7 protein-coding genes and 1 pseudogene are annotated in these 6463 nt (G+C 66.3%); 3 read left to right on the top strand and 5 right to left on the bottom strand.

Going from position 1 to position 6463, the window contains the following annotated elements; translation table 11 throughout:
* From G3N93_RS31105 to G3N93_RS31115, 3 genes are all read right to left on the bottom strand, one after another.
* The coding region (locus tag G3N93_RS31105; protein ID WP_206134675.1) for an MFS transporter at positions 1 to 1116 on the bottom strand (1116 nt) is incomplete at its 3' end.
* Positions 1113 to 1544, bottom strand: coding sequence for a nuclear transport factor 2 family protein (locus G3N93_RS31110; RefSeq protein ID WP_206134676.1), 432 nt, complete (start codon positions 1542 to 1544; stop codon positions 1113 to 1115). The genes G3N93_RS31110 and G3N93_RS31105, both read right to left, overlap by 4 nt.
* Before the next feature lie 117 nt (positions 1545 to 1661).
* A complete protein-coding gene (locus G3N93_RS31115; RefSeq protein ID WP_174941829.1) occupies positions 1662 to 2015 on the bottom strand; it encodes a DOPA 4,5-dioxygenase family protein in 354 nt (117 codons plus the stop codon).
* Between the two features lie 492 nt (positions 2016 to 2507).
* Between G3N93_RS31115 and G3N93_RS31120 the strand changes: the two genes are divergently transcribed.
* Together G3N93_RS31120 and G3N93_RS31125 are read left to right on the top strand one after the other, a co-directional pair.
* Positions 2508 to 2885: a hypothetical protein gene (locus G3N93_RS31120; RefSeq protein WP_174940637.1), complete on the top strand. Its 378-nt coding sequence runs from the start codon at positions 2508 to 2510 to the stop codon at positions 2883 to 2885.
* A gap of 223 nt (positions 2886 to 3108) precedes the next feature.
* The gene (locus tag G3N93_RS31125) at positions 3109 to 3597 is read left to right on the top strand and encodes a hypothetical protein (protein ID WP_206134677.1); all 489 of its coding nucleotides are present in this window, start codon (positions 3109 to 3111) and stop codon (positions 3595 to 3597) included.
* Positions 3598 to 3827: 230 nt separating this feature from the next.
* Here G3N93_RS31125 and hpnH read toward each other — a convergent pair whose 3' ends face one another.
* On the bottom strand, positions 3828 to 4988 hold the full coding sequence (gene hpnH, locus G3N93_RS31130) for an adenosyl-hopene transferase HpnH (protein WP_174940641.1): 1161 nt from the start codon (positions 4986 to 4988) through the stop codon (positions 3828 to 3830).
* Positions 4989 to 5000: 12 nt separating this feature from the next.
* Positions 5001 to 5942, bottom strand: a complete 942-nt coding sequence (ispH, locus tag G3N93_RS31135; protein ID WP_011353721.1) for a 4-hydroxy-3-methylbut-2-enyl diphosphate reductase — start codon at positions 5940 to 5942, stop codon at positions 5001 to 5003.
* A gap of 402 nt (positions 5943 to 6344) precedes the next feature.
* Here ispH and G3N93_RS31140 point away from each other — a divergent pair.
* Positions 6345 to 6463, top strand: a pseudogene (locus G3N93_RS31140) (glycosyl transferase family 2); the annotation flags it as partial.

Here is a 6463-nt window from a genome sequence, read left to right on the forward strand (position 1 = left end):
TCCCGACGCGAAGCCGATCGCGAGCATCGGCGCGACGGCGAGCCACGCGGGCGTCGTCGCACCGATGCCCGTCATGCCGAGCGCACCGGCCGCATACAGCGCGAACGCCGCGCACATCGGGCCGCGCGCGCCGAAGCGCGCAACCAGCCTGCCCGAACACAGCCCGCCGAGCGCGACCATCGCGGTCATCGGCAGGAACGCGAGCCCCGTGTCGAGCGGGCTCGCGCCGCGGATCTGCCGATAGAACAGGCTGAGCACGAACAGCAGGCCGTAGAACACGAACGCCGACGCCATCGACACGAACGTCGAGCCGGCGAACAGCCGGTTGCGGAAGAACGCGAGCGGCAACATCGGTTCGCGGCGACGCGCTTCGATCACGATGAACGCGATCCACGCGACGACGCTCGTTGTCGCGCCGCCGACGATCGGCGCCGAGCGCCAGCCGAGCGACGGGCCTTCGATCAGCGTGCCGATCAGCGCCGCGATCGCGACGATGGCCGCGACCTGGCCGCCCCAGTCGAATTGCCGCGAGGCGTCGCCATCGGCGCGCGCGACCGTGCGGCCGAGCCAGATGCCGGCAAGCCCGAGCGGCAGGTTCACGAAGAAGAGGCTGCGCCACCCGAACAGATGGATCAGCAGGCCGCCGATCAGCGGGCCCGATGCCATCGCGATGCCGCCGCAGCCCATCCACAGGCTGATCGCTGACGCGCGCGCGGCCGGTTCGGGGAAGGCGCGGTTGAGCAGCGCGAGCGAGCAGGGCACCAGCATCGCGCTGCCGACGCCTTGCAGCGCGCGGGCGATCGCGAGCGCCGGAAGGTTCGGCGCGACGCCGCACAGCGCCGATGCAGCGACGAAGACCGCGAGCCCCGCGATATAGACGTCGCGGTCGCCGAGCCGATCGCCGAGCGTGCCGCCCGTCATCAGCAGGCTCGCGAACGCGAGCGTGTACGCGTTCACGATCCACTGCAGGCCGGCCACGCGGCTGCCGAACGTGTGGGCGATGTCGACGAGCGCGACGTTGACGATGGACGCGTCGAGCAGCACGAGCGTATAGCTCACGCAGGTCGCGGCGAGCACGCGGCGGGCCGCGGCGCGGCTCGGCGCGGCGGCCGTCATGCGCGGTCGGGCGCCGGCGTGGCGGCTTGCAGCGCGAGAAAGCCGACCCATCCCCAGTACACGCGATGATGCGCGATCAGCCCGTCGCGCAGATCCATCACCTCGACGAGATCGACCTGGTCGCCGTCCGGCGTGGCGCGCGGATATTCCCACGTGAGCTGGTGGCCGTTCGAGAAGAACAGCCCGGTGCGGTACCAGCGCCCGAGCCGGTTGCCCGGATTGCGCAGGCCTGCCGCGAAGAATGCGCCGATCGCGGCCTTGCCGTGCAGCACGCCGGAGCCGTGATCGGGCAGCGTGACGACGATCAGCGGCGTTTCGAGCACCGCGTCGTCGGCATACAGCGCCATCAGCGCGTCGACGTCGCGCGCGACGACGGCCGCGTGCCAGCCTTCATAAATGTGCCGGGCCTCGGCGTGGGCGTGTGACATGGCGGGTTCCGGAAGCATCGATAACGGAACCCACTGTATGGGCGCGCCGCTGCGGGACGTTTCACGTCGACCCGAAACGTGGATGTCGACGCGGCGCAGGCGGCCGCGTGCCGGCGTTTATCCGGCCAGCGCGTCGAGATTCAGCGCATACGACTTGCCGATCCACACCGCGCAATCGCGATGGTCGCGCAGTTCGTCGTTCGTATTCGGATGCAGGAAGATATCGAGCGCGCCGTGGTTCAGCACGAGCCACGGCACGATGTCGTCGAAGCGCGCGGCGTCGAACGCGATCTGGTACGACCAGGCCGGGTGCGGGCCGACGAGGCGTTCGTGAAAGCGGCCGAGTTCGATGACCGCGCCGAACCGTTCGTCGACGACCTGGCGAAACGCCCAGGCCGCGTCGCGGCTGGCCGCATCGAAATAGACGTGCGCGTGCCAACTGTGGATGGCGGTGGTGTCGAGGGCAGCCATGGAAGGACTCGATAAAAAGGGGAATGCATGGGGTGCCGCGCGAAGCGGCCGATGCATGATTATCGCGCGTCCTTGCTGTGCGCGTCGTGTCGCTAACCGGCAATCCGGACGCGATGACTTGTCCTGAATCACGGGAACCGTTCGATTCGATCGGGCCAGGGATCGAGGTATCCGCACGCGCGATATCACGCCGGAAGCCTTGCCGGCAGGTGCGCCAGCCGCGATCGCATCGGCAACACGTCATTTCGGAAATTGAAAAAGCGCCGTGTGCGCTGCTGCGGATCGTCTGAACAAATGCGATCAGGGCGTTGAATGAAATAAAGAAATTCCTGTTTGGCGGGATTCGCGTGTGTCGCGGTTTGCGCACCGGATTTCGAAGCCGAAAATATCAATTGCAGATTCGGCTATTCATGCGGATTGCAGCGCGTCATACGATGGTTTCAACGCATCGTCGAACATGATCGATGCGGGGACAACCACCTGGAGGCCACTATGCGATCCCTCGTTCCCGTTGCTGTACTTTCCTGCGCACTCGTTGCGCTGCCCGCCGTCAGTTTTGCGCAGTCTGCCGTGATCGACGGCGCATCGAATGCGTCACTGTCGAGCTGGTCGGCGGCGCGTGCCGAAACCGACGCACAACTGATGCAGATGACGCGCGCCGGCTATCGCGCGACGTCGGCCGGCAACCAGAACTATCCGCTCGAGATGCAGCGTGCGCTCGAACGTGTCCACAACCCGGTGCCGGACCGGTCGCGCGAAGAACGGGCCGCGATGGAAGCGCGCGCGGCGCGCGACGTGCAGGGCGGCCATCCGGTCAAGGCGTTCTTCGTGAAGACCGCGTACTACCTGAAGGGCGAGAACACGTTCTGATGCAGGAGACGAGCATGGCTTGCACGATCCGATTTGCCGGCGTCGTGCGCGCGTCGGCGCCGCGCCGGCTGCCGGACGCGCGAGCGACGCAGCGGTGCGACGACGGACACGGCGCGTGGCGTCGCGCGAAGCACCCGCGCCATGCGCGCCGTGACGCCGTTGCGTGCCGCATCGCATGGCCGGCTTTCGACGCGAGCGATGCGTCCGCCGACGGGAGCCAATCATGAAGGGCTCCCGGAAGAACCGGCGCCACGCGCCGCTGACCCGCGAATGGCTGCTGCCGCTGCCGCCCGTGCAAGCACGCGACATCTCGTTGAAATGCCACATGGCGCTCGTCGCGCTGCGCGGCGGGCATGGCAACGAGGCGCTGCTGATGCGCTTGCGCACGAGTCTCTACCTGGTGTTCCTGGCGCTCGACGATGCGGTGAGCGCGGACGCGGATATCGACCTGTGCGTCGACGCGGAGCGTGCGCTCGATGCGGGCGTGGCGCGCGCGGCGCAAAGCGGCGCCTGGACGCTGCGTGATGACGAATGCGCGGTACTCGAGCATGTGCTCGCGGCGAACGACACGTGCGTCACGACGCTCACGCGGCATCGGCTGGCCGAGCTGTGGGAGCATGTCTGCACGTTCGCGTCGAGCGGCCAGCCGGCACTCGTCGCGAGCGCGGCGGAGAAGATGCGCATGCATGCGGCCGAATCGCTGGCCGCATAGCGTCGCACCGGTTTCGCAGGGAGGATGGAGGAGACAGGGCCGGCCGCACCGGCGCAGCGACACGGTCGCGTTGTTTCGGCGAAAGCAGGGCCGCCGCGGCAATCAATACGGTGACGGCGAAACGCGACGCAAAACGACGGCCCAAAACAAAAGCGCCACGGAGCGGACTCCGTGGCGCTTCATTTTTTCCCGCCCGTGCGGAGGCATGGCCTCCGCGTGGCGAAACGCGCTTAAGCGGCTGCTGCCGGCTTTGCCGCCTTCTGCAGCTTGCCCTTGCCGGCGCGCTGGATTTCCTCGAGCTTGATCTCGACGTGGCGCGAGAACACGTACTCGGCCGGGCGCTGCTTGTCGATCGGGATGTCCGGAGCGAACGGGCCGTCGGTCTTGATGCCCTTGCGGCTCACGGCGAACGCCTTCAGCGGGTGCGCCATCGTGTCCATCACGGCGGTCGCTTCGAAGCCGCAGTGGACCATGCAGTCCGCGCACTTCTCGTAGTTGCCGACGCCGTAGTTGTCCCAGTTCGTGTCTTCCATCAGTTCCTTGAAGGTCTTCACGTAACCTTCGCCGACCAGGTAGCACGGCTTCTGCCAGCCGAACACCGTACGCGCCGGGTTGCCCCACGGCGTGCACTTGTACGTCTGGTTGCCGGCCAGGAAGTCGAGGAACAGCGACGACTGGCTGAACGACCAGCGCTTGCCGCCTTCACCACGCTTCAGGATTTCGCGGAACAGGTTCTTCGTCTTGTCGCGGTTCAGGAAGTGCTGCTGATCCGGTGCGCGCTCGTACGCGTAGCCCGGCGACACGGTGATGCCGTCGACGCCGATCGGCTTCAGCGTATCGAAGAACTTCGCGACGCGTTCCGGCACCGCATCGTTGAACAGCGTGCAGTTGATGTTCACGCGGAAGCCGCGGCGCTTCGCTTCCTTGATCGCCGCGACGGCCTTGTCGTACACGCCTTCCTGCGACACCGAGTGGTCGTGCGCCTGCTGGTCGCCGTCGAGGTGGACCGACCACACGAAGTACGGGCTCGGCTTGTAGTCGTCCATCTTCTTTTCCATCAGCAGCGCATTCGTGCAGAGGTAGACGAACTTCTTGCGCTTCATGATGCCGCGGACGATTTCCGGCATTTCCTTGTGCAGCAGCGGCTCGCCGCCTGCGATCGACACGATCGGTGCGCCGCACTCGTCGACCGCTTCCAGGCATTCCTGGACGGACAGACGCTGGTTCAGGATGGGGTCCGGGTAATCGATCTTGCCGCAGCCGTTGCACGCGAGGTTGCAGCGGAACAGCGGCTCGAGCATCAGCGCGAGCGGATAGCGTTTGTTGCCGGACAGGTGTTGGCGCGTGATGTACGCGCCGACGCGGACTTGCTGGAGCAGCGGAATAGACAAGAGATGTCCTCCTTAAACTTCGCGGGCGACAGCTTGCGTGAGCTTCGCCGGCAGCTTGAATTCGACTTTTTCCTCACGGCCCGCCATCGTCGTGACGTCGACGGGACCCAGTGCGCGCAACGCGCCGATTACATCTTCGACCATTTCCTCGGGCGCGGACGCCCCGGCGGTCAGGCCCACGGTCTTCGCATTCGCGAACCATTCGGCCTTTACTTCTGAACCGTCGGCGACGAGGTAGCTCGGCACACCACTTTCGGTGCCGATCTCGCGCAGGCGGTTCGAGTTCGAGCTGTTCGTCGCACCGACGACGAGCAGCACGTCAACCTGTTCGCTCAGCTCGCGCACGGCGGCCTGGCGATTTTGCGTCGCGTAGCAGATGTCGCGCGTGTCCGGGCCGACGAGGTCGGTGAACCGGCGCTGCAGCGCTTCGATGATGCCGCGCGTATCGTCGACCGACAGCGTGGTCTGCGTGATGTACGCAACCGGCGTATCGACGGGCACCGTCAGCGTATCGACTTCTGCTTCACTCTGCACGAGGATCACCTCGGCCGGAATCTGGCCGATCGTACCCTCGACTTCCGGGTGGCCCGCGTGGCCGATCAGGATCAGCCGGCGGCCCGCCGCGACATACTGGCGGCCCTGCACGTGCACTTTCGTGACAAGCGGGCAGGTGGCGTCGAGCACGTCGAGCCCGCGCGTTTCCGCGTCGCGCTCGACCGTCTGGGCGACACCGTGCGCGCTGAAGATCGCGACAGCGCCGTGGGGCACCTCGTCGAGTTCCTCAACGAATCGCGCCCCTTTATTACGCAGATTTTCGACGACATGCCGGTTATGCACGATCTCATGACGCACATAGACCGGCGCACCGTGCTGTTGCAGCGCGCGATCGACGATCTCGATCGCACGGACAACCCCCGCACAAAAGCCGCGGGGCTGGGCAAGGATGACTCGCATAGGTGAGCGAACTCCGACGACAGACGCCGGGGTTCGAGGAGCTGGCACTCGCTCGCTCGCCCCGGCTTGATGTTATGAAGGCAGGAACGAACCGGCCGGCCAGGCCCCGGAACCCCGAATTAATCGCGCATTTTAACTCTATCGGCAAGTCCTTGCTCTGGTGCTGTATCTGGCGTGTTGCATTTGCGGGAGAGCCGCGTCGGCGCTGGCGCGCGCGGAACCCAGTAAACTATGCGGTTTCGCGGGCAGCCGCTCCGGCTGCCCGGCGTCGCGCTCATTTCAAGGCCATTCGATGACCGTCGATTCTTACGCGTTTTGCCCGGCCGCCCGTGCGGTTTCGGGCGTTTTGTTCCCGACCCCTATTGATTGTGCCGATGTCGGCGCCCGACAGGAGGCGCGCCGATGATGCTGGTTCTCGCTTTCCTGGTGTCCGGCCTGTCGCTGATGATCTGGATCGTGCTGCTCGTCGCGCGTGGCGGCTTCTGGCGCGCGGTGCCCGCGCGGCCGCTGCCGCCCGAGGC

The organism is Burkholderia sp. Se-20378 (genome assembly GCF_017104665.1).
Taxonomy (GTDB): Bacteria; Pseudomonadota; Gammaproteobacteria; order Burkholderiales; family Burkholderiaceae; genus Burkholderia; species Burkholderia lata.